Source organism: Modestobacter caceresii (assembly GCF_000761485.1).
Lineage (GTDB): Bacteria > Actinomycetota > Actinomycetes > Mycobacteriales > Geodermatophilaceae > Modestobacter > Modestobacter caceresii.
The window spans coordinates 17,356-39,583 of sequence record NZ_JPMX01000062.1 but is presented as its reverse complement, the minus strand read 5'-3'; the positions used below and the strand labels follow the sequence as shown (position 1 = coordinate 39,583).

The following is a 22,228-nucleotide window of genomic DNA, read 5'->3' as shown; positions in this document are numbered from 1 at the left end:
CGGGGCGGCCGTGCGCTGCCCCGCCGTGGTGAGACGGGACCCGCGCCAGGTGCGTCACCGGGCGCGGCGGGCCATGATCACCGCGTGAGGGACTCCATCGGCGATGAGCGCGTGCCCGGCCGGGACCTGGTCGAGACCGGGGAACTGGTCGCCGGGTCGATGACCCGGGCCGTGGCCGGGCTGCTCTTCGAGCCCGGGTCCAGCCCACTGCGGCTGGACGACCGGCTCGCCGCCTGCCTCCGCGACGCCGCCACCTCGGCCGCCGAGCTGCCGCTGACCTGGGAACGCGCGCGGGCCGGCGCCGCCCTCGCCTTCGCCGCCGAACTGTCGATCACCCGTGCCCACCAGGGCCGCACGGTGCGCAGCGACGGCTTCTTCAGCGTGAGCACCGCCGCCCGGTCGGCCGCCGAGCGGCTGGTCGAGGACGTCGTCCAGGCCGCCCGGGAGACCACCGAGGAACGCCGGGTGCGGCACCTCGGCTACCTGGTCGCCGAGGTCGTCGTCTCCCCCGACATCGACGTGGCGCTGGCCGCCCGGGCGCTTCAGCTGGCCGAGTCGTGCAGCTGGCGGCAGCTGGTGTTCCTGGCCGCCGTGGGCCGGCGTGACCGGGCCCCGCTGCCGCTGGGCGCCCTGGAGGACGACCCGCGCGGCTGGCGGGCCTGGGGCGCCCGGGAGGACGTGTCGGACCTGCAACGCAGCGGGCTGCTGGACCCGGCGCCGGTCGTCTCCCGTCCCGGCGCCGTCCGGCCCCGGCTGCGCCCGACCGACCTGCGGCTGACCCGCCGCGGCGTGCTGGTGCACCGGCTGCTGGCGCTGGACTTCGTCCGCGAGGACGACGTGACCGCCGCCCTCGCCGACCTCGAGCTGCCCCCCACCTGACCCGCGCCACCTGTTCCCAGCAGTGATCAGGTGACCTGATCACCGACTGTCCCCCTGTACCAGCGTTGGTGCGGGGGGCCAGGCATTGGTGCAGGGGGACGGCGGACCGGCCGCGTTCTGACCGCCGTCGCGACCGGGTCAGTCCGCGGACCGCGCGTAGGCCGCCGGGGTCGTCGCGATCATCCGGCGGAAGTGCCGGGTCAGGTGCGACTGGTCGGTGAACCCGACCGTGCTGGCCACCTCGGCGGCGGACAGCACCTCCAGCAGCAGCCGCCGGGCGAGGTCGACCCGCCGTCCGGTCAGGTAGCGGTGCGGCGGCAGCCCGTGCCGCCGGGGGAACGCGCTGCCGATGCTGCGCCAGCCGGTGCTGGTGCTCGCTGGCCCGGCCGAGCTGCTCCGCGCCGCCCGCACCCATGCATTGGAGCGATCGCTCACCTCCGCCATCCTCACCGCCGAGCTGTTCAGCACGCCGGGCGACCTGCAGAACCGCGCCGCGGTGCGCGCGGTCGCCGGCGCCGACCTGGACCCTGACCTGGTGGACCTCGCCGTACACGGCCCAAGAAACGCCGTCGACAAGGTCATGAAGGGTGTCCGCATGCACCCCTGAGGTGGTGACGTCCTGGAACGGCTCCGCTGCAGAGGCCCGCCGCGAGCCCGCCAGTGGTGTGGGGCAGCGTGGTCCTTCGTCAGACGGTGACGAAGACACCGTCCCGGTCGGAGACCGGGAAGAGCCGGACCGGTGAGCCCCACCGGACGAGTTTAGGGCGGCTCACCGGACGGCCGCTGGGTCGCCTTAGTCTTTACGGATGCCCCTGGAGCTCCCCTTCCCTGCGTCGGCGGAAGCAGCTCGCGAGGTTCGACACGTCGGACAGGTTTTCACGCCACAGCCCATCGCAGCGCTGATGGCCGAAATGTTTGATCCGCGGCCTGGCGACAATCTTCGAGCCTTAGACGCTGGCGCTGGCGCTGGCGCATTGACCGATGCTTTACTTTCCTCACGACTATCCCAGTCAGCCCAGCAAGTCAACATGCTGCTCGCCGAGGTCGATGAGCTCCTATGCGACCACCTAGAGGATGCGGTTGCCGACTGGGAACGACTGAGTCGCGGATCGGTGAAAGTCCTTAACGCAAATTTCATTTCGTTCGCCGATCAAGCGAAAGAAGACGCGACTACGTTCGATGCCATCATATCCAATCCGCCGTACGCTAGGATTGGCAAGGACACGCCAGAACGCCATCCGCTAAAAGCAAGGTACATTCGGGTTCCCAACCTGTACGGCGCTTTCCTTTGGCTCTCCGTCGAGCTGCTAGCGCCACAAGGACAACTCGTCGCCATCGTCCCCAGAAGCTTCTGCTCTGGGCCGCAGTTCGCCGAGCTAAGGCGAAAGATGTTTTCGCAGTGCAGTTTGCGACGACTCCACCTCTTTCAGAGTCGCACCATGGTGTTTCCGGAAGATCGAGTGCTTCAGGAAACGGTCATTCTGCATCTCGTGCGCGACACTCAGGCGGACAACATCGAGCTATCCTGGTCGCCGGGACTCGACTTGCAGGCCACTCACGCAACCACAGTGCCCTCTGACCGAGTACTTCAGAGTCAGGGCAACGATTATTTCATCACAATACCCGCAAGCCCGGAGGCAGCCCGACAGACCGGCCGCGCAGCAGATCATGCACTTTTGCTGCGATCTCCGGTGACGGCATCGACGGGTTCCGTGGTCGACTTCCGCATGAAAGACTATATCGTCGAAGAGGTTGACACGAAAAATGTGCCGCTTATCGGTTCACCCTTCGTATCCAAGGGGCACAGGTCTCGCCGAGATGGCCGCCTGTATTTGAAGCGCACCGATAAAACTCAGAGGCATATCTTCCCAATAGGGAATTACATCGTCGTCAAGCGTATTGCACCGAAGGAAAGTACTCCTCGGTTGATGGCCAGGCTCGTGACAGAGCAGGAACTGCGACCGCACTCAGGGGTCGCCTTTGAGAACCACGTCAACGTCATCCATGCCGGTAGGAAAGGGTTGAGCGCAGGGCAAGCCCAACACATCATGACAAGCCTCGCTCACCCTGCCACGCAGCAGCAGTTCGAGGAACGAAGCGGCACGACACAGGTCAACGTGTCAGACTTGCTCAGTCTGCACGACCCATTAGAGATTAGAAACAAGGAGTCGCACGATGACTGATCCACTTGATGGTGGCATGGATCGACGGCCGAGCCTTCAAAGCATTACTTGGCTTCTAAACCTTAATCGCTACAAGCAGCTTGACCTTAATCCGCCATACCAGCGCAGAAGCGTATGGAGCCTGCGAGAGAAGCAGCGGTTCTTGGACACCATTCTGCGCAACTACCCGAGTCCGGCGATATTTTTTCACACCAGCCTCGACGACGAGGGAAACCCTACATACCACGTCGTAGACGGCAAGCAGCGCCTCTCGACGATCTTGGACTTTGTCGATAACAAGATTCGATTGCCAAAGGACTATGGAGATAGCCGACTCAGGGGTGCCAACTGGAAGGCCTTAGAGGAGTTTCCTTCCGCTCGTAAGGCCTTTTGGCGCTATCAGCTGCTGGTCGAGCAGTTGGATGACGTCCAAGAAGCGATCGTTAAGGAGATCTTCGAACGCCTGAACCGAAACTCCCGGAAACTCGAACCGCAAGAGATGCGTCACGCCCGTTTCGACGGATGGCTGATCACATACCTCGAGGCCCAAGCCGACGCAGAAATCTGGAAGCAACTGAAGGTCTCAACACTCGCTCGACGCAAAAGAATGGCCGACGTCCAGATTCTTTCCGAGTTCGCCGAGATCATGCTTCGCCGTCAAGTAGTCGGATTCGACCAAGAAGGCATCGACTTCATATACGCCATGTATGAGGATCCAGCAGAGAGTGTTCCGGATTTTGATGGCCCTGCCTTCACGGAGGCCTTTGAGTCGAATGCACTATTTCTTCGGGACATGAATCTTCACAACTCCGTGATAACCGAAAAGGCAACCTCTCGGAATCATCTTTATCCCCTCTGGGCCACTGTCGCCTTGACGGACTTGCGCAAAAAGGATGCCAGCGCATGTGCTGATAAGTATCTCGGGTTCCACACGGAGCTTGAGCGATTGCGAATCCTCGACGCGGGAGACCCCACCCGCGACCGCTCAACGGACAACACCTCGGTACAGAGATATTTGTCCAACTCAACCGGGGCGAGCACCGAAGAGCCTCAGCGGCGCGCGCGATTTGAAGCGCTGCGGGACTACCTCCTAACGGAGTAGGCGTTGATCCCGGAATCGATGCGTCAGGCCTATGCGGCTCAAAGCGCACTAGCCGACCTACTCCTCCGTGAACTCACAGAGCTGTTCAGCAGCAGGAGAAGTGACTGGTACTACACCTCACGGAAGAAGGCGCAAGAAAGCTTTTACCAGAAACTTGAGTCCGGTCGATTCAGCGACCCTGAACGCCTCGAAGACTTCGTAGGCACCATGATAGTGGTGCCAACGCTTGCCGACATACCGATCGCTCTGGCGTACATCGACGACTTTTTCCAGGTGGTCGACCGGCGCCCCCCGACAAGCGATGTAACGAGCAAACAAGCGTCCGATTTTCGATTCGATGACTTGCGCTTGTATGGACACCTCAAGCCTGCCGAGGAACTACCACCTCGACCGATCGATGAGATCGTGTTCGAAATCCAGATAAAGACCTTCTTGCAACACGCTTGGTCGATAGCCACGCATGACCTTGTCTACAAGTACGACCGGGCTAGCTGGGCCAGGAGCAGGGTGGCGTTTCAAATCAAGGCTCTATTGGAGCATGCTGATCTGTCCGTCTCCTCCATGAATGCCCTGGAAGATTCGCCACATCTACCATCGATCGGCGAGCCCGAATCTCGACTAGATGAGGTGATTCGGTATCTGAAGGCCGAGTGGACTGCGGACGTACTGGCCACGGACTTGCGTCGCCAAGGCGAGAATTTCAGCAAAGTGGCTCGCACGTTGGATCTGAAAGACTTCGCTCAGTTGACCGCTTTTATCGAGAGGGGCAAAGCGGATGGCGGGGGGCGCCATCCCGACGGATTGAGCCCTTACCAGACGCTGGTGTGGTATGCAAGCATTCTCTCGAAGGACAAGCTCTTGAGCGTACTCAGGCGCCGCAACCAAACCTACAAAATATACATCACGCCTGAGGTCCTAGTCCGGCTTGGAGCAGATATTGAGTCACTTCCCAACGCGCTGCTGTAGCCACCGACAGTTAGACGAGGACCACAAGCTGGCCTGACTCCTCACGGACCGGGTAGATGCGCAGCGGGGCGGCTCCGCCGGTGCAGGCGCCGTCGGACCAGCGGAAGGCGTACAGGTGCAGCGGGCAGACCAGCACGGATGCGTCGGTCTGCCCGTCGGCGAGCGGCCCGCCGGAGTGCGGGCAGGCCGCCTGGGTGGCGTGCAGCGACCCGTCGCGCAGCCGGAAGACGGCGACCTGCACGCCCCCGGCCACGAACGCCCGGCCCTCCCCCGGCGGCACGTCGTCCATCCGGCCGACGACGTGCGGCACGCCCGCTCCCCCGGCGCTGGCCGGCGCGGTGGTGGGCGCCTCGGAGGTGCCGGAGTGGGTGGCGATCACCGGACCGGCACCTTCGGCAGGTCGACCAGCGGCAGTGCGGTGCGGAACTGGCCAGGGGTGGCCGGTCGCCCGCCGTCCTGGCCCCACGGGTCGGTGTAGGCGTCGATGGAGCGCTGGAGACCGGCGTCCAACTCGGCGAGGACCTCCGCGCTGCCCTCCAGCAGCACCGCCCTGATCTGCTCCAGCCCGACCCGGAGCACGAAGTCGTAGGTGCGCTCGAGCCAGTTGGCGTTCTCCCGGTAGTACTGGATGAACCGGCCACTGAGCTCCATGACCGCCGCCGGGGAGTCGACGGTGGCCAGCAGGTCGCCCTTGCGGATGGTGGCCCCGGCCGCGCCACCGACGTACACCTCCCACCTGCCGTTGCCGACCGCGACGACGCCGACGTCCTTGACGTAGGCCTCGGCGCAGTTCCGCGGGCAGCCGACCACGGCCATCTTGATCTTGGCCGGGCTCTCGATGCCCTGGAACCGGGTCTCCAGGTCGATGCCGAGCTGGGTGGAGTCGCCGAGCCCGAAGCGGCAGAAGTCGGTGCCCACGCAGGTCTTCACGGTGCGGAAGCTCTTGCCGTAGGCGTAGCCCGAGAGCATGCCCAGATCGGCCCAGACCGCCGGCAGGTCCTCCTTGCGGACCCCGAGCAGGTCGATCCGCTGGCCGCCGGTGACCTTGACCATCGGCACCTCGTACCTCTCCGCGACGTCGGCGATCGTCCGGAGCTGGGCCGGGGTCGTGACCCCGCCCTTCATCTGCGGGACGACGGAGAACGTGCCGTCGCGCTGGATGTTGCCGTGCACCCGGTCGTTGATGAACTTGGCGTCGTTCTCCTGCTCGTACTCCGCACCCCAGACCAGCCGCAGCAGCGAGGTCAGCCCCATCTTCGACTTCGCGTCCTCCTCCCCACCGGGGGCCAGGGCGGCGAAGACGGCGGAGACGCTGCGCAGCTGCCGGTCGCGGATGGCGGCGATCAGCTCCGGCTTGGCCAGCGGGATGCCCGGGACGTACCAGGACTCGGCCGGGTCCTCCTGCACGTCGCCGTCAGCGGCCCACTCGACGACCTGCTTCACCAGCAGCTTGCAGGAGCCGCAGCCCTTGCCGGCGCGGGTGGCGTCCATGCAGCCGCCGACGCTGGTGGTGCCGGCCCTGACCGTTTCGACGAGCGTCTGCTTGGTCACCCCGTTGCAGTTGCAGACCTGCGAGTCCCCGGGCAGCTCGGCGACCCCGACCTCCGCCGCGCCGTCGGAGAGGTCGACCAGCAGCCGGATCCGCTCGGCCGGCAGCGGCGTGCCCCGGTCGAAGGCCTGGGTGAGGAAGGCGACCTTGCGGGTGTCGCCGAGCAGCGTGGCGCCGATGAGCTTGTCGTCCCGGACGACGACCGACAGGTGCACCCCGCGGCGCGGCTCGGAGATCACCAGGAACTCGTCGGTGTCCCGCTCGGGCCGGTTGACGCCCATCGTGGCGACGTCCACCCCGGCGACCTTGAGCTTCGTCGCCGTCCGCGAGCCGTGGTACTCCGCGTCCGGGTCGGCACCGGTGAGCAGGTCGGCGAGCACCCGGGCCTGCTCCCAGACCGGCGCGACCAGCCCGTAGAGCTCGCCGCGGTGCTGGGCGCACTCGCCGACGGCGTAGACGTCGGGGTCGTCGGTGCGCAGCTGGTCGTCGACGACGATGCCGCGCTCCACCTCCAGGCCGCTGAACAGCGCGACCTCGGTGACCGGCCGGATGCCCGCGGCGATGACCAGCATGTCGGCGTCGACCGCCCGGCCGTCGGCCAGCACGACGCCGCGCACCCGGTCCGGGCCGATCGCCTCGGTGGTGCGGGTGGCCAGGTGGACGACGATGCCCAGCGCCTCGACGCTGTTCGCCAGGATCGCCCCCGCTTCCGCCGAGAGCTGCTGGTTCATCAGGTGGGTGCCGGCGTGCACGACCTCGACCTGCAGCCCGTGCCCCTGCAGCGCGCGGGCGGCTTCGAGGCCGAGCAGCCCACCGCCGACGACGATCGCCCGCTCGTGTTCAGCAGCGGCCGCCAGCATGGCCCGGGTGTCGTCGATGGTGCGGAACCCGAACACCCCGGGCAGCAGCTGCTCGCCCTCGGTGTAGAGCCCGGTCATCGGCGGGATGAACGAGCGGCTGCCGGTGGCCAGCACCAGCTGGTCGTAGGCGGTCGTCGTCCCGTCGGCGGCGTAGGCGATCTTGGCGTGGGTGTCGATCCGGTCGATCCGCACCCCGGCCCGCAGCGTCACGCCCTGGCCGGCGTACCAGTCGTGGCTGTTGAGCACGATGTCGTCCTCGTGCTCCTCCCCCGCCAGGACGTGGGACAGCATGATCCGGTTGTAGTTGCCGTGCGGCTCCTCACCGAACACGGTGATCGCGAACTGCTCGCCGCCGCCGCGTTCGAGCACCTCCTCGACCACCCGCGCCCCGGCCATGCCGTTGCCGACCACGACCAGCCGCTGCCGGGCGTCGATGCCGTCGGCGTCGTCCATGGCGAAGTGCAGCGTGCTCACGCCCTCGGGGCGTCCCCCGAGCACCGCCGTCATCAGACCTCCACCAGCCCGAGGTCGAGGACGAGCTCCCCGGTGACGCCCACCGGCGCGGCGGCGTGCAGCTCGACGACGGTGCCGCCGTCGAGGTCCTCGACCACCCGCAGCGGCACGTGGCAGTCGCCCTTGGCGCCGATCGGGAACCAGCGCATCGGCTGGCCGTCGCGCACCAGCAGCACGTAGACGAGCTCGTCGGTGGAGTTGCCGCCGCGGAAGTAGAGCGCCTGGGCGCTCTTGCCCTCGGGGACCTGGTAGCGCAGGGCGGGGTCCAGGGGGCCGGGCTTGCCCAGTCCCTCGCCGGTGATCGGGTAGACGCCGTGCAGGAAGCGCGGGGTGCTCTTCACGCTGGTGGTCCTCCTCCGGGACGGGGCGTGCGGGGTGTGGGCCGTCGGTCGGGTGTGCGGGCCGGGCTGGGGCTGGGTGGCCGGTTCCGGTGGCGGGAGGCGTTCGGCGGGTCCGCCGACCCGGGACACGGCGACCGCGCAGACCTTGAAGGCCGGCATCCGGCTGGTGGGGTCCAGGGCCGGGTCGGTGAGCGCGTTGGCGCTGGAGCCGCCGCCCCAGTGGAAGGGCGCGAAGACGACGTCCGGGCGGATCGCGTCGGTGATCAGCGCGTGGAAGCGGGCCCGGCCGCGCCGGGTGGAGAGCTCGACGACGTCGTCCTGCGCGATGCCGAGGGTGCGGGCCAGGTCGGGGTGCAGCTCCGCCCGCGGCGTGGGGGCGACCAGCGACAGGCTGCGGGAGCGGCGGGTCTGGGTGCCCGACTGGTACTGGGCGAGCACCCGGCCGGTGGTGAGCACGTAGGGGTACTCGGCGTCCGGGCGCTCGCGGGCGTCGACCTGCTCGACCCGCCAGAACCGGGCCCGCCCGTCGGGGGTGGCGAACCGGTCGGTGAACAGCCGCGGTGTGCCGGGGTGGTCGGGGTCCGGGACGGGCCAGAACAGGCCCTGCTCGTCGTCGATCCGCCGGTAGGTGATGCCCGAGTAGTCGGCCGGCCCGCCGGCGCTGGCCCGGCCGAGCTCGGTGAAGACGGTCTCGGCGTCTCCGCTGAACCCCGGCACCCCCAGCCGGTCGGCGAGTTCGGCGAGCAGCTGCAGGTCGTCGCGGACGCCGGCGGGCGGGTCCATCGCCCGGCGGCGGCGGAGCACCCGGCCCTCGAGGTTGGTCATCGTCCCCTCCTCCTCCGCCCACATGGCGCTGGGCAGCACCACGTCGGCGAGCTCGGCGGTCTCGGAGAGGAAGAAGTCGCTGACGACGAGGAAGTCCAGGTCGCGCAGCCGGCTGATCACCCGGCGCGCGTCCGGGGCGGAGACGGCGACGTTGGAGGCCATCACCAGCAGCGTGCGGACCCCGCCCTCGGTGCCGAGGGAGTCCAGCAGCTCGAAGGCGCTGCGGCCGGGGCCGGGGAGGTCGTCGGGCTCGACGCCCCAGACGGCGGCGACGTGCGCCCGGGCCGCCGGGTCGGTGATCTTCCGGTAGCCGGGCAGCTGGTCGGCCTTCTGCCCGTGCTCCCGCCCGCCCTGCCCGTTGCCCTGACCGGTGACGGTCCCCCAGCCGCTGCCCTCGCGGCCGGGCAGGCCGAGCGCCAGGGCCAGGTTGATCCAGGCCTGGGTGGTGTCGACGCCGCTGCGGTGCTGCTCGGCACCCCGGGCGGTGAGGACGATCGACCGCCGTCCCCGGGCGAGGGCGAAGACGGTGCGGCGCAGCTGCTGCACCGGCACCCCGGTGAGCCGTTCCACCCGGTCGGGCCAGTACCCGGCGACCCCGGCCCGGACGGCGTCGAAGCCGGTGGTGCGCGCGGCGACGTAGGCCTCGTCGACCAGCCCCTCGGCCAGCGCGATGTGCAGCAGTCCGTTGGCCAGCGCCAGGTCGGTGGCCGGCAGCGGCTGCAGGTGCAGCGTGGCGTTCCGGGCGGTGCTGGTGCGCCGCGGGTCGATGACGATGTGCTCGGCGCCGCGCGCCCGGCCGGCGTCGAACCACTGCATGGCCGGGGGCATCGTGTCGGCCGGGTTGCTGCCCACCAGCACGACGACGTCGGCCTCGGCGATGTCGGCCAGCGGGAACGGCAGGCCGCGGTCCAGCCCGAACGCCCGGATCGCCGCACCGGCCGCCGAGGACATGCAGAACCGGCCGTTGTAGTCGATGGCGCTGGTACGCAGCGCCACCCGGGCGAACTTGCCGAACTGGTAGGCCTGCTCGTTGGTCAGCCCGCCGCCGCCGAAACAGCCGACCGCGTCGCGGCCGTGGTCGCGCTGGGCGGCCCGGACCGCTGCGACCACCCGGTCGAGGGCGACCTCCCAGCTGCTCTCCACCAGCGGGCTGGTGCGGTCGGTGGGATCGGCGCGCACCAGCGGCCGGGTGAGCCGTTCGGGGTGGTCGAGCAGCTCGGGAGCCGACCAGCCCTTGGAGCAGAGCCCCCCGCGGTTGGTCGGGAAGTCCGACGGCACCAGGGTGGCCGGGCGGTCGCCGGCGGTCATCGTGACCCCGCACTGCAGCGAGCAGTACGGGCAGTGGGTGGCGGTGGTGCGCGTGCCGACGCCGGGGGTGGGCAACGAGACGGCGGCGGGCACGTCTGCGAGCCTGCGGGGGCGCCGTTTCCCGGTGGAGGCGCCGGGGTCAAGACCGCGTTCCGTCCACCTCACACCCGCCTGCGGACGGCGGTGCGGCTGCCGGCGCCGGTCGCGTCGTCCGGCCGGAGGCACTCTGCGGCTCGACGGGCCGAGCGGTACCTGCCAGTCTGCTCGGGTGGTCGCGGACTGGGGTGAGCTCCTGGCCCCGCTGCTGACCGGTGCGATCGGCGCCGGGATCGGCGGGCTGTTCGGCCGGCGGCTGCGCCACCGGCGGGTGCAGCGCCGGATGCGCGCGGGTCGCGCCGAGCTGTCCGCGCGCTCCCCGGACGGCTGGGGCCCGTCGCTGTCCCGGAGCTGGCGGACCTACGTCGCGACGCCGAGGATGGGCGCGCTCGTGCTGCACCGCCGGTTCCGGCGTGACCGGGCGGAGCACGCGATGACGGTGCTCGCCGTCGACCCGGGGACCCGCCGGCCGAGGGCTCGTGAGCTGTGGAGCATGCAGGCGGTGAAGTCCCGGGTGCTGACCGTCCGGACTCCCGAGGGCCGCCTGGAGCTCGCCGTCCCGGACCACCAGGAGGACTGGCTGCGGGAGCGGCTGGCCGGCCCCGGCAACTGAGCCGGCCCGTCGGGGCTGTCCCCGGATCGACGGGCGCCCTACCGTCGGTGTACGCGGTCACGATCGACAGGCGGAGGTGGAGACGATGCGACGGTGCCTGGTGCTCGCCAATCAGACCCTCGGCGGGTCCCGCCTGCTGGAGGCGATCCAGCAGCGGATGGCCGCCCGACAGCACGAGTTCTACGTCGTCGTCCCCGCCACGCCGGTCGCCCACCAGGAGCGGGCGACCGTCGGGAACGGCACGTCGACCGACCCCGCACGCGCCGTGGCCGCCCAGCGCCTGACCGACACGCTGGACCAGATCCGCGGACTCGGCGCAGCCGCGGACGGCGAGGTCGGCGACCCCGATCCGCTGCAGGCCGTACGCCTGGCGCTGCGCCGGTTCGCCGCCGACGAGGTCGTGGTGTCGACCCTGCGCCGGGGGGTCTCCCGCTGGCTGCGAGCCGATCTGCCGAGCCGGATCGAGCGGTCCTTCGGCCTGCCGGTCGAGCACGTCATCGGCGAGTCGGGATCGGACTGACGCCTCGTCGGCCCGCCGCACCATCGAGATCCGGGCCGGGAAGGGTGGTGTGCGTCCCGGCGCCGGGGCAGGCTGTCCGCCGTGGACGAGCAGACCGAGCAGCGGCTGGTGCAGGTGGCGACCGACGAGATGCGGGTGCCCTTCTGGGTGGTGCTCGCCGGGGTCGGCGTGGGGTCCTTCTGGACGCTGATGGGCGTCCTCGTCGGTACCAGGCTGAGCCGCCGCCGCTGACGCCTCCGACGGCCGCTCAGTAGGCGGAGATCTCCACCAGGTTGGCGTCCGGGTCGCGCACGTACACGCTGCGCATCTCCCCCAGCGCCCCCTGCTTGGTCACCGGGCCGACCTCGATGGGCACGCCGTGCGCGGCGAGCTCGTCGCGCACCTGGTCCAGCGGGTCCTCGGTGACCAGGCAGAAGTCGGCCGCGCCGGTGCCGGCGTGCGCGGCCCGCGGCTCGAACTCCGCGCCGCGCACGTGCAGGTTGATCTTCTGCCGGCCGAACCGCAGCGCCGTCCGCCCCTCCCCGAACGTCTCCGCGGTCATGCCGAGCACCTGCGTGTAGAAGTCGAGGGTCCGGTCGAGGTCGGCCACGGTCAGCACCAGGTGGTCGATCCGGTCGATGCGCATGTGCCTGTCCTACCCTCCCCCAGCGTGCCGCCACAGCCGTGGGGTCATGACCAGGAGCGCCAGGGCCAAGGCCGTGATGACCGCCTGTCCGACCCGGCCGGCGGTCACGCCGCCGCTCGGGTCCAGTACGTGGTTGGCCCAACCGTTGGCGGCCGCATCGGTGACGAACACCGCCACTGTCAGCAGCACACCGCTGCGCCGTCCTCGCCACAGCAGCACCGCGGCCAGCGGATCGACAACGGTGAGGCCGATGAAGTACCCGGCCAGCCAGTCCGGCAGCCCGGGGTATGGGTCGAGGCCACCGAGGGCCAGGTGGACGACGTGCACCGCCGTCCCGTAGGCGAGCAGCAGCACGGAGCCGACCACCGTGACGTGCACGGCCGAGGGCGCACCGGCCCACGCCCTGGCGAGGTGCTCAGTCCCACCGGCCGCGCAGGCGTTTGGTCTCCCCGCGCTGCTTCTTCGCCGTGATCCGCCGCTCCTTTGAACCGCGGGTCGGCTTGGTCTTCCGCCGGGCCGCCGGCGGGGGCGCGATCGCCCCGCGGAGCAGCGCAGCCAGCCTCGCCCGGGCGGCCTCCCGATTGCGCAGCTGCTGGCGGTGCTCACTGGCGGCGATGGTGAGCACGCCGTCGACCAGCCGGTCGCCGAGCCGCTCGACCAGCCGCCGGCGCTGGGTCTCGGTCAGCCCGGGCAGCTGCAACGGCGACACCGCGAGCTCCACCCGGGAATCGGCCGTGTTGACGCCCTGCCCACCGGGCCCGGAGGACCGGGAGAACCGCCACGACAGCGCCCCGGCCGGGACGACGAGACGGTCGCTCACCGGCAGGTCGCCGAACGCGTCGTCCCCGGGCACGTCGCACAGTCTCCCCGACGCCGGCCCGGAGGACGACCGACATCCGGCCCGTGCTGTGGGAGCCTGCCCGCCATGACCGCCCCCGAGGAGAGCTGGTCCGGGGTCCGCTCCGCCGTCCGGCTGATCGTCGCCGCGCTGCTGCTGACCGTCCTGGCGGTGCTGGTCGGCAGCGGGGACTGGCCCGCGCCCCGGCGGACCAGCTCCGGCTGGCAGGTCGCCGATGTCCCCGCGCCGCTGCTGACCCTGCTGGTCGTCACGGCGGTGCTGGGCCTGGCCGTCGCGGTGGTGCTCGCCCGACCGCACCGGCTCGGGGCCGCCGTCACGGCGACCTGGTGGGCGGTGGCCGCCGCGGCCGGGTTCGCGCTGATCTGGAACGACCTCCACCTGACCGCGCTGGGCGACGGCCCGATCATCCCGGTGTTCGCCTGGGCGTTCACCTTCGTGCCCACGCTGCTCATCGGGCTGGTCGCCCGCCGAGGCGGCCGGGCGGTGCACCTGCGGGCGACCCTGGGCCTCGCCGTCCTGCTGCTGCCGTTGTCCGCGCTGGGCTGGCCGCTGGCCTCCGACTCCCGGGCCCTGATCTCCTTCTTCGGCGGCATCTACACCGTCGGGCTCTTCGGCGTGCTGCCCCTGGTCCTCGCGGTCGTCCTCACCCGGGCGCCGCGCGCACAGGTGACCCCGGTCGGGTGAACCCGGCGCCGCCGGAGGGTGGTGCGGACTCCGGCGGTCGCCCGGTGCGGTGAACGCGGACGGTTCACCTCGCCGAGTCCGTGACTGCGTGTGACGCTCGGTGGGTGACTCAGGACGCCTCCCCCCGGCTGCACCTGGTGACCGGCAACTCCGTCGCGCCCCTCACCGACGGCGCCCGGCCGGCCGAGGTCGAGACCGACAACGCGGTGATGGCCGACCTGCTGCGCCGCGCCGAGGCCCTCGACGCCCGGGTCGCCGCGGAGACCACGCCCCGCTCGCCGCACCCGGCCGGTCTGGTCGCGGTCGGGACGGTGCTGACCGTCGTCCTCGCCCTGCTGGGTCGCCAGCCGTGGCAGCTGCCCTCCCGCGACGGCGGCGCGGTCGCCGACGTCCCGCAGTCGCTGGTGACCTTCCTGCTGCTCAGCGCGGTCCTGTGCGTCTGGACCGCCGGCCGGCTGACCCGCCCGGCGGCGACCCTGCGCTCGGCCACCGCGGCCCAGACCTGGTGGGCGCTGCTCGGCGGGGCGGCCGTGGTCTCGCTGGCCGCCACCGTGTCGCTGGCCTCCTTCGCCGGCTACGAGGGGCCGGGTGACCTCCTGGCGCGCTGTGCGGTGGTCGCCGTGCCGGCCGTGCTGGCCGGGTTCGTCGCCCGGTACGACGGGCGCGCGGCCCGCATCCGGCTGGCCCTGGGCACCGGGTTGGTCACCGTGCCGCTGTGCGGCCTGGGCTGGGCCCTGCTGTCCTCCTCCGCCCGGTCGACGGCCGGCCTCGCCGACGTCCTGACCATGACCGGCATGGCCGCCGTCATCCCCCTGGCCCTGGCCGTCACGTTCGTGGCGGCCGACCGGCGCCGCCGCACCGCCAGCTGACCGGAGGACCATCGCGGGGTGACCACCCTCGCCGAGGCACTCCGCACCGGGACCGTCGTGGCCGACGGCGGCCTCTCCACCGAGCTCGAGTCCCGCGGGCACGACGTCACCTCGTCGCTGTGGTCGGCTCGGCTGCTGCGCGACGACCCGGCGGCCGTCACCGACGCACACGCCGCCTTCGCGCGCGCCGGCGCCCAGGTCGCCACCACCGCCAGCTACCAGGCGTCCTTCCCCGGCTTCACCGCCGCGGGCATCGACGGGTCGCAGGCCCGCATGCTGATGGCCCGCTCGGTGCAACTGGCCCGCGACGGCCTGGCCCTGGCCGACCGAGAGGGTTGGGTGGCCGGCTCGATCGGGCCCTACGGCGCCTTCCTGGCCGACGGCTCGGAGTACACCGGCGACTACGCCGAGCACGTCTCCGTCGCCGAGCTGCGCGCGTTCCACCGGCCGCGGCTGGCCGTGCTCGCCGAGGCCGGGGCCGACGTGCTGGCCTGCGAGACGCTGCCTGCCGCCGCGGAGGTGGAGGCGTTGCTGGCCGAGCTGGCCGAGCTCGGTGTCCCCGCCTGGCTGTCGCTGACCTCGACGACCGGCCCGGACGGGGTGGCGCGCACCCGGCGGGGTGAGCGGCTGGACGAGGTCTGCGCGATGGCGCGGGACGTCGACGCGGTCATCGCCGTCGGCGTCAACTGCACCGACCCGGCCGGGGTGCCCGCCGCGGTAACCGCCGCCGGGGCCAGCGGGAAGCCGGGAGTGGCCTACCCGAACAGCGGCGAGGCGTGGGACGCCACCGCCCGCCGGTGGACCGGCCGGCCGGGCGTCGGCGACGTGTCGGGGTGGCTGGCCGCCGGCGCCCGGCTGGTGGGTGGGTGCTGCCGGGTGCGACCGGACGACGTCCGCACCCTCGCCGACGCCGTCCGGTGACCTGTCCCCCGCAGCGGGGCCGTCAGCGAACCGGGACGGCGTCCTGCCCGAGGGCACCACCCGGCCGGCAACGCACCAGCCGGCGCACGGTCAGCCAGCTGCCGCGCAGCGCCCCGTGCCGTTCCAGCGCCTCGATCGCGTAGGCCGAGCAGGTCGGCGTGAAGTGGCAGCACGGGCGGCGCCGCGGGCTGACCTCCCGCTGGTACACCCGCACTGCTGCGATGAGCCGGTCGGCCAGCCGTCCGCCCGGGCTCTCGACCCGCAGCCGGCGCACCGTCGTCGGGGCCACCAGCAGCAGGTCCATCCCGCAGCCCAGGGCCTGGGCCAGGCAGCACCCGGTGTTCAGGAAGAACAGGTTCTGCAGGCACGACCCGTTGCGCCGGTACCCGTGGCCGGGACCGTAGCCACCGTACCCGCGCGGTGGGCCGTAGCCCCGGCCGTACCCCGGGCCGAAGCCCCGGCCGAAGCCCGGGTGCGGGCGACCCCGGCCGCGGCGCCGCCGTCGTGGTCCCCCGCCGCCCCAGCCCCAGACGAAGACCACCGGGTCAGAGGATCGGCCGGCCGCCGGTGACGGCGACCCGGGCCCCGGAGACGTAGCTGGACTCGTCGCTGGCCAGCAGCACGTAGACCGGCGCCAGCTCGGCCGGCTGCGCGGCGCGGCCCAGGGGCGTGTCGCCCCCGAAGGCGGCGACCTTCTCCGGCGGCATCGTCGACGGAATCAGCGGCGTCCACACCGGGCCGGGCGCCACGCTGTTGGCGCGGATGCCCTTCTCCCCCAGCAGCTGGGCCATGCTGGCGGTGAAGTTGGCGATGCCGGCCTTGGTCATCGCGTAGGGCGCCAGGGTGGGGCTCGGGTTGTCCGAGTTCACCGACGAGGAGTTGATGATCGACGCGCCCGGCTGCATGTGCGGCACGGCGTCGCGGATCAGGGTGAACATCGCGGTCAGGTTCAGCGCGACGGTGTGGTCCCACTCGTCGTCGGTGATCTCGTCGAGGGACTCGTGGCTCATCTGGAAGGCCGCGTTGTTGACCAGGATGTCGATCCCGCCCAGCTCCTCGACTGCCTTGGGGATGATCGTCTCCTGGTGGGCCCGGTCGGCGAGGTCGCCGGGCACCAGCACGCACTTCCGGCCGGCGTCCTCGACGTACTTCGCGGTCTCCCGGGCATCCTCGTGCTCGTCGAGGTAGGCGATGAGGACGTCGGCGCCTTCGCGCGCGAAGGCGATCGCGACGGCGCGGCCGATGCCGCTGTCGCCGCCGGTGATCACGGCGCGCTTCCCGATCAGCTTCCCGGAGCCGCGGTAGCTCTCCTCGCCGTGGTCGGGCTTGGGGTCCATCTGGCCGAGCGTGCCGGGCGGGGTCTGCTGCTGCTCGGGCTGGGACTCGGGGCGGGGTGACGACACGGTGGTACCTCCTGCGGGTCCGGGCGGCGGCACCCCCAGCGCTCTGCTCACGCAGCCGGCGCATCCTCCGCGCCGGCCCGGTGCCGCGTCGTGCTCGCGCCTACCCCTGCGGCGGAGCGACGAACCGGACCTCTTCGACCGTCAGGCAGCCCGGCTGGTCAGACCCGAGCCGGGGAACGCGACGACGGCACTGCCGGGACGGTCCCACCGCATCTCCAGGTGACGACGACCGGCACCGTCCACGACGGGCACCCAACGACACTCCGGGCAACGACTCTCACGCATGTCCGATCCACCTTCCGTTCACCTGTTGTTCACCCAGTGAACAGGATCGGCCGGTTCCAGTCCCGCGCTTGAGTCTTCGTGACCGAACTGTGACCTGGGCCGCACCGGGCCGTCGGACGGCGGCGTCCGTGCGGGAACGTCCGGGGCGTCGGGCACGCTGTCCACCACGATGACGCTCTCTCCTGCCGGCACCGACTCGACCCCAGCCGACTCCCCTGCCGCCGCACTGCCCTCGCCGGACGCGCCGGCCCTGATCGCCGACCCCGGCGACCTCTCGGAGCTGTTCGCCCTGGGCGACGACCCGGATGCGGTCTTCGCCCGGTTCGCCGAGTGGGCCGAGGCCGCCGGCACGACGCTGTACCCGGCGCAGGAGGAGGCGCTGATCGAGCTGGTCAGCGGCGCCAACGTCGTCCTCGCCACCCCCACCGGGTCGGGCAAGTCGCTGGTGGCCACCGGTGCGCAGTACGCCGCACTGGCCACCGACCGGGTCAGCTTCTACACCGCGCCGATCAAGGCGCTGGTGAGCGAGAAGTTCTTCGCCCTGTGCGGCGTCTTCGGTGCGGAGAACGTCGGCATGCTCACCGGCGACGCGAGCGTCAACGCCGACGCACCGATCATCGCCTGCACCGCCGAGGTGCTGGCCAACATCGCGCTGCGCGAGGGGCCGGACGCCGACATCGGCCTGGTCGTGATGGACGAGTTCCACTTCTACGGCGACCCCGATCGCGGGTGGGCCTGGCAGGTGCCGCTGATCGAGCTGCCGAAGGCCCAGTTCCTGCTGATGAGCGCCACCCTCGGCGACGTCACCACGCTCCGGGAGGACCTCACCCGCCGGACCGGCCGGCCCACCGCGCTGGTCGCCCACGCCGAGCGCCCGGTCCCGCTGCACCACTACTACGCGACGACGCCGATGCACGAGACGATCCAGGAGCTGCTGGACACCCGGCAGGCGCCGGTCTACGTCGTCCACTTCACCCAGGCCTCGGCGCTGGAGCGCGCCCAGGCGCTGATGAGCGTGAACGTCTCCACCAAGGAGCAGAAGCAGGCGATCGCCGACCTGATCGGCGGCTTCCGGTTCTCCTCCGCGTTCGGGACGACGCTGTCCCGGCTGGTGCGGCACGGCATCGGCGTCCACCACGCCGGGATGCTGCCCAAGTACCGGCGCCTGGTGGAGCAGCTGGCCCAGGCCGGGCTGCTCAAGGTCATCTGCGGCACCGACACCCTGGGCGTGGGCATCAACGTGCCGATCCGCACCGTGGTGTTCTCCGCACTGAGCAAGTACGACGGCACCCGCACCCGCTTGCTCAACGCCCGGGAGTTCCACCAGATCGCCGGGCGGGCCGGGCGCGCGGGCTACGACACCGCCGGCACCGTCGTCGTCCAGGCGCCCGAGCACGAGGTGGAGAACCTCAAGCAGTTCGCCAAGGTCGCCGACGACCCGAAGAAGCGCCGCAAGCTGGTTCGCCGCAAGGTGCCCGACGGCATGGTGCCGTGGAGCGAGTCGACCCAGCAGCGGCTGATCAACGCCGACCCCGAGCCGCTGAGCAGCCACTTCCGGGTGTCGACCGGCATGGTGCTCAACGTGCTGGCCCGGCCGGGCGACCCGGTGGCGGCGATGCGGCACCTGCTCACCGACAACCACGAGCCCCGCTCCCGCCAGCTGCGGCACGTCCGCGAGGTGATCGGCATCGCCCGGTCGCTGGTCACCGCCGGGGTCATCGAGCGACTCGAGGTGCCTGAGCCCGACGGTCGCCGCTACCGGCTGACCCTGGACCTGCCGCCGGACTTCCAGCTCAACCAGCCGCTGTCGACGTTCGCTCTCGCCGCGATCGACCTGCTCACCCCCGGCCCGGACGCCGAGGGCAACGACACCTACGCCTTGGACGTCGTCTCGGTCATCGAGGCGACGCTGGACGACCCGCGCCAGATCATCTCCGCGCAGCTGAACAAGGCCAAGGGCGAGGCCGTGGCGCAGATGAAGGCCGAGGGCATCGAGTACGAGGAGCGGATGGAGCTGCTGGAGGAGATCACCTACCCGCAGCCGCTCAAGGAGCTGCTCGACCACGCCTTCGAGATCTACTCCGCCGGCAACCCGTGGGCGCGCGACGCGCAGCTCTCCCCCAAGTCCGTCGTCCGGGACATGTGGGAGCAGGCGATGACGTTCCGGGAGCTGGTGAACCACTACGGGCTGACCCGCTCCGAGGGGGCGGTGCTGCGCTACTTGTCCGATGCCTTCAAGGCGCTGCGCTCGGGGGTGCCCGCCGACGCCCGCACCGAGGAGGTCACCGACATCGTCGAGTGGCTGGGTGAGCTGGTGCGCCAGGTCGACTCCTCGCTGCTGGACGAGTGGGAGCAGCTGACCAGCGCCGACCAGCCGCTGGACGCCCCGGTCGCCGTCCCGGCCCGGCCGCGCCCACTGACCGGCAACGAGCGGGCCTTCACCGCGATGATCCGCAACGCGCTGTTCCGCCGGGTCGAGCTCATCGCCCGGCGGCGCTGGTACGACCTCGGCGAGCTCGACTCCGCCGCCGGCTGGGACGCCGAGCGGTGGGGCGAGGTCGTCCAGGCCTACTTCGCCGAGCACGCCGACCTCAACACCGGCGGCGACGCCCGCGGCCCGGCCCTGCTGATCGTGGACAAGTCCGAGCCGCGGCTGTGGCAGGTGCGGCAGATCCTCGACGACCCGGCCGGTGACCACGACTGGGGCTTCGACGCCGAGATCGACCTGGACGCCTCCGACGAGGAGGGCGTGCTGGTGATGCGGCTGGTCGACGCCGGCCGCCGCGACTGAGGCGACCTCGTCCTCCTCGGAACGGGGCCTGGCCCACCTCCCCGACCACCCGGGTCCGGGTGGGCCGGCAATGCGCCGACTGCCCGGAACTGTCAGACCTCGAACGTATGTTCGATCCATGCTGAAACACGCGGACCGCCTGGTGGTCGACCTGGCGTGGGAGCACCGGGTCGCTGCTCCGCGGCTGCCAGTGGGCTGGCTGTCCGATGACGAGGTGGCTGTCGAGCTGCAACGGGTCCAGGCACGGCGGGCGGCGGACACCGCGTACGAGGCCGAGCTGATCCTGCAGCTCGCGCAGCACCGGCCGGCAGAGCAGGACCCGTCCGCCAGTGCCCCGGGTGGTCGCCGACCGGGGTGGACGGTCGACGAGGCCTACGACGGGGTGAGCGAGTTCTTCACCGCCGAGCTGTCCGCCGTGCTCAACCTCGGCCGGGGCACCGCCGCCTACCGCCAGGCCCGGGCCTCCACCTGGCTGACCAAGCTGCCCGCCACCTTCGCTGCACTCCGCGCCGGCCAGCTCGACGAGCGCCGCGCCACCCAGCTCGCCGAGGTCCTGCAGTACACGAACGCCGAGGTCGCCGGCCAGGTCGAGGCCGCGCTGCTCCGCGAGGCGAGCGAGCTCTCGGTGGCGCGGCTACGCGCCCGCGCCACCGAGGAGCTGCTCCGCCTCGACGCCGCCGCAGCCGACGAGCGCCGCGAGCAGGCCGCCAGGGACGCCGACGTGCGGGTGCACTCCTCCCCCACCGACGGCCGCTCCACGCTGGCCGCGGACCTGCCCACCGACGAAGCCGCCGAGTGCCACGACCTGGTCGACCAGTTGGCCCGGATGCTCAAGGCCGATGGCGACGACCGCCGGATCGGGGCGCTGCGCGCGCACGTGCTGTCCACGCTGATCCGCCGCCCCGCCGACCCCGGGCTCCCCGCCGTGGCCGCGAACGTCACGATCACCGCCGACCTGCACGCGTTGGCCGGCGTCAGTAGCACCCCGGGTGAGGTGAACGGGCTGCCCATCACCGCCGCCCACCTCCGTGACCTGCTCGTCCGGGTCGGCGCCCTCGGGCTCACCACCCCCGAGGGTGGGTCGCTGACCTACGCCCTCACCGGCCCCGACGGGCAGCTGCTGGCCACCACCACCCCCGCCGAACTGGCCCGCCTCGCCCGCCGCGGCTGCCCGCACCACCCCAACACCGGCAAGGGCACCCGCCGCGGTGACACCGGCAGCGGAGGCACCGGCAGCGACGGCAAGGATGCGACAACCGGCCAGCAGTGCGGCTGCGCGGTGCTCGGCCCGCCGCCACCAACCGACGCCTACACGCCCACCGACCGGCAGCGGTCCTTCCTGATCACCCGTGACCGGCGCTGCCGGTTCCCCAACTGTGGCCAACGAGTCGGCTGGACCGATCTGGACCACGTCACCGCCCACGCCTGCGGCGGGGCCACCGACTGCACCAACCTCTGCTGCCTGTGCCGCTCCCACCACCGCCTCAAGACCTTTGCCACCGGCTGGCGGTTCCGCATCGCCGACGACGGCACCCTGCACGTCACCACCCCGTCGGGCGTCACCAGGACCACCCGACCACCCGGCCAACGACCATCCACGCCGCCGCCGGAGCCTGAGCCACCGCCCCAGCCCGACGACCCGCCCCCCTTCTAGCCACCGGGCAACCTTCGCGCGCCCCGGAGGCGGCGTGAGGGCACGTGTGCGCACCGCGCACCAGGGCAGCGGCCCAGGAGATACACGGAGGATCGAGAGCGTCTCGAGGCCTCGACGACCGACAGCAGGCCATCGCGCCTGTCCTCGGGACTCATGCCCGTCATCGCCGGCCAGCCCGACATGGAGGGCAAGCCGCCAGCCGCTGCGGGATCACCTCGTTGCGAAGCTGCGCGCAACGAGGATCGATTGACGAGCCCGGAAGCACCTCACTGCGGCGGTGGGAGGCGCGGAGGGTCTCGGTACAGCCAGTGGACTTGCCACGGCGCCAGACGACCCGCTGGACTTGCTGCCATGGGGAAGTCGCGCGCTTCGATCAACGACCCTCGCCCGCGACCGAAACAGC

At 71.2% G+C, this 22,228-nt stretch carries 22 protein-coding genes; 13 read left to right on the top strand and 9 right to left on the bottom strand.

Going from position 1 to position 22,228, the window contains the following annotated elements; genetic code table 11:
* Positions 1 to 84: 84 nt before the first annotated feature.
* Positions 85 to 879: a hypothetical protein gene (locus IN07_RS13955; protein ID WP_036336521.1), complete on the top strand. Its 795-nt coding sequence runs from the start codon at positions 85 to 87 to the stop codon at positions 877 to 879.
* A gap of 138 nt (positions 880 to 1,017) precedes the next feature.
* On the opposite strand, the gene IN07_RS26390 is transcribed toward IN07_RS13955, so the two are convergent.
* Entirely contained in the window at positions 1,018 to 1,314 is a 297-nt protein-coding gene (locus tag IN07_RS26390; RefSeq protein WP_231558368.1) for a helix-turn-helix domain-containing protein, read from the bottom strand.
* Here IN07_RS26390 and IN07_RS26385 point away from each other — a divergent pair.
* The 4 genes from IN07_RS26385 (at position 1,229) to IN07_RS13935 (ending at position 5,109) form a co-directional block, all read left to right on the top strand.
* A complete protein-coding gene (locus IN07_RS26385) occupies positions 1,229 to 1,486 on the top strand; it encodes a DUF2000 family protein (RefSeq protein ID WP_156119194.1) in 258 nt (85 codons plus the stop codon). The genes IN07_RS26390 and IN07_RS26385 overlap by 86 nt on opposite strands.
* Before the next feature lie 199 nt (positions 1,487 to 1,685).
* Positions 1,686 to 3,062: an Eco57I restriction-modification methylase domain-containing protein gene (locus IN07_RS24745; protein WP_081975408.1), complete on the top strand. Its 1,377-nt coding sequence runs from the start codon at positions 1,686 to 1,688 to the stop codon at positions 3,060 to 3,062.
* Positions 3,055 to 4,143, top strand: a complete 1,089-nt coding sequence (locus tag IN07_RS13940; protein WP_081975407.1) for a DUF262 domain-containing protein — start codon at positions 3,055 to 3,057, stop codon at positions 4,141 to 4,143. The genes IN07_RS24745 and IN07_RS13940 overlap by 8 nt, the downstream gene beginning before the upstream one ends.
* 3 nt (positions 4,144 to 4,146) lie before the next feature.
* Complete coding sequence (locus tag IN07_RS13935; RefSeq protein ID WP_156119193.1) at positions 4,147 to 5,109, top strand: nucleotidyltransferase family protein; 963 nt, start codon at positions 4,147 to 4,149, stop codon at positions 5,107 to 5,109.
* Between the two features lie 10 nt (positions 5,110 to 5,119).
* Here the strand turns inward: IN07_RS13935 and IN07_RS13930 are convergent, their stop codons facing one another.
* The 3 genes from IN07_RS13930 to IN07_RS13920 are packed head-to-tail and all read right to left on the bottom strand — an operon-like array spanning position 5,120 to position 10,598.
* Positions 5,120 to 5,488, bottom strand: coding sequence for a Rieske (2Fe-2S) protein (locus IN07_RS13930; RefSeq protein WP_197058484.1), 369 nt, complete (start codon positions 5,486 to 5,488; stop codon positions 5,120 to 5,122).
* Complete coding sequence (gene nirB / locus IN07_RS13925; RefSeq protein ID WP_081975406.1) at positions 5,485 to 8,025, bottom strand: nitrite reductase large subunit NirB; 2,541 nt, start codon at positions 8,023 to 8,025, stop codon at positions 5,485 to 5,487. Before nirB ends, IN07_RS13930 begins: the two co-directional genes overlap by 4 nt.
* Positions 8,025 to 10,598, bottom strand: a complete 2,574-nt coding sequence (locus tag IN07_RS13920; RefSeq protein WP_231558367.1) for a molybdopterin oxidoreductase family protein — start codon at positions 10,596 to 10,598, stop codon at positions 8,025 to 8,027. Before IN07_RS13920 ends, nirB begins: the two co-directional genes overlap by 1 nt.
* Before the next feature lie 175 nt (positions 10,599 to 10,773).
* Here IN07_RS13920 and IN07_RS13915 point away from each other — a divergent pair, with 175 nt between their 5' ends.
* From IN07_RS13915 to IN07_RS25295, 3 genes are all read left to right on the top strand, one after another.
* Positions 10,774 to 11,214, top strand: coding sequence for a hypothetical protein (locus tag IN07_RS13915; protein ID WP_036336517.1), 441 nt, complete (start codon positions 10,774 to 10,776; stop codon positions 11,212 to 11,214).
* 85 nt (positions 11,215 to 11,299) lie between these two features.
* The gene (locus tag IN07_RS13910; RefSeq protein ID WP_036336516.1) at positions 11,300 to 11,734 is read left to right on the top strand and encodes a hypothetical protein; all 435 of its coding nucleotides are present in this window, start codon (positions 11,300 to 11,302) and stop codon (positions 11,732 to 11,734) included.
* 81 nt (positions 11,735 to 11,815) lie between these two features.
* Positions 11,816 to 11,965, top strand: coding sequence for a hypothetical protein (locus tag IN07_RS25295; RefSeq protein ID WP_156119192.1), 150 nt, complete (start codon positions 11,816 to 11,818; stop codon positions 11,963 to 11,965).
* Between the two features lie 16 nt (positions 11,966 to 11,981).
* Here IN07_RS25295 and IN07_RS13905 read toward each other — a convergent pair whose 3' ends face one another.
* Genes IN07_RS13905 through arfB form a run of 3 tightly spaced genes read right to left on the bottom strand, consistent with a single transcriptional unit; the run spans position 11,982 to position 13,212 of the window.
* Entirely contained in the window at positions 11,982 to 12,359 is a 378-nt protein-coding gene (locus IN07_RS13905) for a VOC family protein (protein WP_036336515.1), read from the bottom strand.
* 9 nt (positions 12,360 to 12,368) lie between these two features.
* A complete protein-coding gene (locus tag IN07_RS13900) occupies positions 12,369 to 12,737 on the bottom strand; it encodes a hypothetical protein (protein WP_052091259.1) in 369 nt (122 codons plus the stop codon).
* A 37-nt stretch (positions 12,738 to 12,774) separates the two neighbouring features.
* On the bottom strand, positions 12,775 to 13,212 hold the full coding sequence (gene arfB, locus IN07_RS13895) for an alternative ribosome rescue aminoacyl-tRNA hydrolase ArfB (protein ID WP_036336514.1): 438 nt from the start codon (positions 13,210 to 13,212) through the stop codon (positions 12,775 to 12,777).
* 72 nt (positions 13,213 to 13,284) lie between these two features.
* Between arfB and IN07_RS13890 the strand changes: the two genes are divergently transcribed.
* The 3 genes from IN07_RS13890 (at position 13,285) to mmuM (ending at position 15,692) form a co-directional block, all read left to right on the top strand.
* A complete protein-coding gene (locus IN07_RS13890; protein ID WP_036336513.1) occupies positions 13,285 to 13,902 on the top strand; it encodes a hypothetical protein in 618 nt (205 codons plus the stop codon).
* 104 nt (positions 13,903 to 14,006) lie between these two features.
* Positions 14,007 to 14,771, top strand: coding sequence for a hypothetical protein (locus tag IN07_RS13885; protein ID WP_036336512.1), 765 nt, complete (start codon positions 14,007 to 14,009; stop codon positions 14,769 to 14,771).
* A gap of 18 nt (positions 14,772 to 14,789) precedes the next feature.
* Positions 14,790 to 15,692 carry a homocysteine S-methyltransferase gene (gene mmuM, locus IN07_RS13880; protein ID WP_036336511.1) on the top strand — a complete coding sequence of 301 codons (903 nt, stop codon included), beginning with the start codon at positions 14,790 to 14,792 and terminating at the stop codon, positions 15,690 to 15,692.
* A 22-nt stretch (positions 15,693 to 15,714) separates the two neighbouring features.
* On the opposite strand, the gene yidD is transcribed toward mmuM, so the two are convergent.
* Together yidD and IN07_RS13870 are read right to left on the bottom strand one after the other, a co-directional pair.
* A complete protein-coding gene (gene yidD, locus IN07_RS26380; protein WP_231558366.1) occupies positions 15,715 to 16,233 on the bottom strand; it encodes a membrane protein insertion efficiency factor YidD in 519 nt (172 codons plus the stop codon).
* A 4-nt stretch (positions 16,234 to 16,237) separates the two neighbouring features.
* Positions 16,238 to 17,095: an SDR family oxidoreductase gene (locus IN07_RS13870; RefSeq protein WP_036336510.1), complete on the bottom strand. Its 858-nt coding sequence runs from the start codon at positions 17,093 to 17,095 to the stop codon at positions 16,238 to 16,240.
* A 454-nt stretch (positions 17,096 to 17,549) separates the two neighbouring features.
* Between IN07_RS13870 and IN07_RS13865 the strand changes: the two genes are divergently transcribed.
* Together IN07_RS13865 and IN07_RS13860 are read left to right on the top strand one after the other, a co-directional pair.
* Entirely contained in the window at positions 17,550 to 20,171 is a 2,622-nt protein-coding gene (locus tag IN07_RS13865) for a DEAD/DEAH box helicase (protein ID WP_231558361.1), read from the top strand.
* A gap of 118 nt (positions 20,172 to 20,289) precedes the next feature.
* Entirely contained in the window at positions 20,290 to 21,825 is a 1,536-nt protein-coding gene (locus IN07_RS13860) for an HNH endonuclease signature motif containing protein (RefSeq protein ID WP_036336509.1), read from the top strand.
* The last annotated feature ends 403 nt before the right edge of the window (positions 21,826 to 22,228 follow it).

What these genes read in the sequence shown, in the direction of transcription:
- IN07_RS13905 (WP_036336515.1), bottom strand. Translation starts at nt 12,359, where the DNA reads ATGCGCATCGACCGGATCGACCACCTGGTGCTGACCGTGGCCGACCTC.
- IN07_RS13865 (WP_231558361.1), top strand. Translation starts at nt 17,550, where the DNA reads ATGACGCTCTCTCCTGCCGGCACCGACTCGACCCCAGCCGACTCCCCT.
- IN07_RS13890 (WP_036336513.1), top strand. Translation starts at nt 13,285, where the DNA reads ATGACCGCCCCCGAGGAGAGCTGGTCCGGGGTCCGCTCCGCCGTCCGG.
- IN07_RS13940 (WP_081975407.1), top strand. Translation starts at nt 3,055, where the DNA reads ATGACTGATCCACTTGATGGTGGCATGGATCGACGGCCGAGCCTTCAA.
- IN07_RS13910 (WP_036336516.1), top strand. Translation starts at nt 11,300, where the DNA reads ATGCGACGGTGCCTGGTGCTCGCCAATCAGACCCTCGGCGGGTCCCGC.
- IN07_RS24745 (WP_081975408.1), top strand. Translation starts at nt 1,686, where the DNA reads ATGCCCCTGGAGCTCCCCTTCCCTGCGTCGGCGGAAGCAGCTCGCGAG.
- IN07_RS13860 (WP_036336509.1), top strand. Translation starts at nt 20,290, where the DNA reads ATGCTGAAACACGCGGACCGCCTGGTGGTCGACCTGGCGTGGGAGCAC.
- nirB (WP_081975406.1), bottom strand. Translation starts at nt 8,025, where the DNA reads ATGACGGCGGTGCTCGGGGGACGCCCCGAGGGCGTGAGCACGCTGCAC.
- IN07_RS26385 (WP_156119194.1), top strand. Translation starts at nt 1,229, where the DNA reads ATGCTGCGCCAGCCGGTGCTGGTGCTCGCTGGCCCGGCCGAGCTGCTC.